4 protein-coding genes are annotated in these 2,820 nt (G+C 74.0%); 3 read left to right on the top strand and 1 reads right to left on the bottom strand.

The window, feature by feature from the left end; all coding sequences use genetic code 11:
• Positions 1-443 (top strand): LuxR C-terminal-related transcriptional regulator (locus tag H5J29_RS27910; RefSeq protein WP_181783971.1); only part of this gene is annotated, 443 nt, incomplete at its 5' end.
• Here the strand turns inward: H5J29_RS27910 and H5J29_RS27905 are convergent.
• Positions 421-1,122, bottom strand: coding sequence for a VOC family protein (locus H5J29_RS27905; protein ID WP_181783970.1), 702 nt, complete (start codon positions 1,120-1,122; stop codon positions 421-423). The genes H5J29_RS27910 and H5J29_RS27905 overlap by 23 nt on opposite strands.
• A gap of 187 nt (positions 1,123-1,309) precedes the next feature.
• Between H5J29_RS27905 and H5J29_RS27900 the strand changes: the two genes are divergently transcribed.
• Together H5J29_RS27900 and H5J29_RS27895 are read left to right on the top strand one after the other, a co-directional pair.
• Positions 1,310-1,837, top strand: coding sequence for an RDD family protein (locus H5J29_RS27900; RefSeq protein ID WP_181783969.1), 528 nt, complete (start codon positions 1,310-1,312; stop codon positions 1,835-1,837).
• Between the two features lie 33 nt (positions 1,838-1,870).
• Positions 1,871-2,764 carry a SurA N-terminal domain-containing protein gene (locus H5J29_RS27895; RefSeq protein WP_181783968.1) on the top strand — a complete coding sequence of 298 codons (894 nt, stop codon included), beginning with the start codon at positions 1,871-1,873 and terminating at the stop codon, positions 2,762-2,764.
• Positions 2,765-2,820 lie beyond the last annotated feature (56 nt).

Genomic DNA, 2,820 nt, shown 5'->3' with positions numbered 1-2,820 from the left:
TGGAGCGGCTCGCGGACGGCGGCCGCCGGGTCGTCGTGTACTCCCAGCACGCGGACAGCGACACCGCCCTGCGCTGCCTGGAGCTCGGCGCGGCGACCTACCTGACCAAGGCGGAGGGGCACGAGCACCTCATCCCCGCGATCCAGGCGACGGTCGAGGACCGGCCGTACACCCCGCCCGTGCTCGGCGGGGCGATGGCCGCGGACCCCCGCCCGGATCGACCCGCGCTGTCCGAGCGGGAGCGCGAGGTGCTGCTGGCCTGGTTCGAGAGCGACTCGAAACAGCTCGTCGCGCAGCGGTTCCACCTGTCTGTGAAGACCGTGGACACCTACATCGCGCGGGTCCGGATCAAGTACGCCGACGCCGGGCGGCCCGCCACCACGAAGGCCGCGCTGGTCGCGCGCGCCCTGCAGGACGGGCTCATCGACCTCGCAGGTCTCTAGCGGCGAGCACACAGAACTCCCCGCCGTCGGGATCGGACAGGACGACCCAGGGCACGTCCTGCCGACCCGGGTCGACCCGGCGCGCGCCGCGCTCGAGCAGGGCGGCGACCGACTGCTCCTGATCCTCGGGGACGAGGTCGACGTGCAGGCGGTCCTTCTGTGTCTTGGGGTCGCCGGGGAGGAACTCCAGGTGGGGCAGCCCGGGCTCGGCACCCTCCGCGATCGGGCGGCCGAGCGCGGCGGTCCAGAACCCCGTCGCCGCCCGCGGGTCCGGCGAGGCGACGACGATGGCCGCCAGCCGTCCCGTGTCCCGGTAGGTGTCCCGCGGTTCGAGGACACAGAACTCGTTGCCCTCCGGATCGGCGAGCACGATCCAGGGGACCCCGTCCTGCCCGACGTCCGCGGGCCGTCCGCCCAGCTCCACCGCGCGTTCGACCAGGGCGAGCTGCTCGGCGGGCGAGGTGCTCGCCAGGTCGAGGTGGATGCGGTTCTGCCCGGTCTTGGCCTCGGTGACCGGCACGAAGACCAGGTCGAGCTCGTACGGCGCGACGGGGGAGCGCACACAGACCTCGGCGGGCTCCGCCACCGCGACCGGCCACTCCAGCAGCTCGGACCAGAAGCGCGCCAGCGAGTGGGGATCGGCGCTGTCGACGACGACGTTCGCCAGGAGGTTCGGCACCTGCGCAGCGTAGAGGGCCCGGCACCTGCGGGGCGGTGGTCCGCAGGCACCGGGCACCTTCGACGGTAGGACAGGTCCGCCGTAGGGGGCCGTCAGGTGATCGCCCGACATCGGTTAACGACCGCGCGCGGCCGACCGTGTGCCGCATGACCGCGCCCGATCGAGGCGCCCGCGCCCGGAGTGCCCCATGACCGTCACCCCGCCCCAGCAGCCCTACCCGCAGCAGCCCTACCCCCAGCAGCCCTCTCCCTACGGCCCGCCGCAGGGCTACCATCCGCCCTACCCGCAGTTCCCGCCGATGCCGCAGCCGGACTACGCGCCCTGGGGCGCCCGTGTCGGGGCCGCGCTCGTCGACGGCCTGGTCCCCGGCGTGATCGCCTCCCTCGGCCTGCTGTCGCTGCTGTTCGGCAGCCTCGACGTCGTGCTGGTCGTGGCGTCGGTCTGCTACGTCGCGGCCTTCGCGTTCGCGCTGTGGAACACCTGCTACCGGCAGGGGAAGACGGGGCAGAGCCTCGGCAAGCAGCTGGTCGGGACGCGGCTGGTCCGGCTCCGCGACGGCGGCACCCTCGGCTTCTGGCCCACGCTGGGGCGCCAGCTCGCGCACGTCCTCGACAGCCTCCCGTTCTACCTCGGCTACCTCTGGCCGCTGTGGGACGAGCGGCGCCAGACCTTCGCCGACAAGGTGTGCGACACCGTGGTCGTCCGGGTGGGGTGATCTGCTTCACGCCGTCCGTGAGAGGGTGTCGACGTGGGTATCGGACGCCTGGCCAGGGTCGGTTGTGGTGCCGCGGTGGTCGCCGTGGTGCTCGCAGGCTGTGGCGGGCCGAGCCAGGTGGGCTCGGCGATGATCGTCGGGGACCGTGCCGTCGAGCTCGCGGGTGTCCAGACCACGATCGATGCCGCCTTCGCGCACCGGGCGGACATCGCCGCCCAGGCCGGCCAGCAGATCGCGGACGCGGACATCGCGCGGTACGTCGTGAGCCGGGAGGCCACGCACGAGCTGCTCACGGAGGCGGCCGCACGTGCGGGCGTCACGGTGAGCGAGGACGCGGTCGACGCCGCAGTGGCGAACACCGAGGACCAGAGCCTGCGCCTCGACCGGACCCTGTTCGACGGGGCCGAGCTGCGGGAGCGGGCGAGCGACCACGAGCTCGCGATCGCCCTCGCCGAGAGGTACGTGGACCGGCTGGCCGTGACGGTCGACGTCGCCGCCGCCACCTCGAAGGAGGAGGCGGACGCCAAGGCGCGCGCGCTCGCGGCCGGGGGTGCCGAGGAGGACCGGGTGCTGGCCGACCAGCGCACCGCGCAGGCAGGCCAGACCTATCGCGCGGCCACGGACCCGGAGTCGGCCACGACCGTGGTGTTCGGGGTGCCCGCCGGGCGCGTGGTGAGCTTCGAGCCCTCGCCGGGGCAGGGGTTCTGGCTGGTCGTGCGGGTCACGGACCGCCGGACGGACGCCCCGGCCGAGGGCCCGCCCGCAGCGGGCTCGATCGACCGCAGCACGCTCGCGGCGATCGGGGAGCGGATCGCGCAGCCCGAGGGCGGGCCGATCGAGATCAACCCGCGCTTCGGCGTCTGGGACGCGGTGCGGATGGCCGTCGTCGCGCCCGGGCAGGAGTCCGGGACGGTGCTCGCGCCCTGACGCCGGCTGGGAGACTGGGTCCGTGCCTCCCACGGTGATCACCTTGTCCCGCAGGC

Origin of the sequence: Pseudonocardia pini (assembly GCF_013870575.1) — a bacterium.
GTDB lineage: Bacteria > Actinomycetota > Actinomycetes > Mycobacteriales > Pseudonocardiaceae > Pseudonocardia > Pseudonocardia pini.
This window is presented reverse-complemented; position numbering and strand designations above follow the sequence as displayed.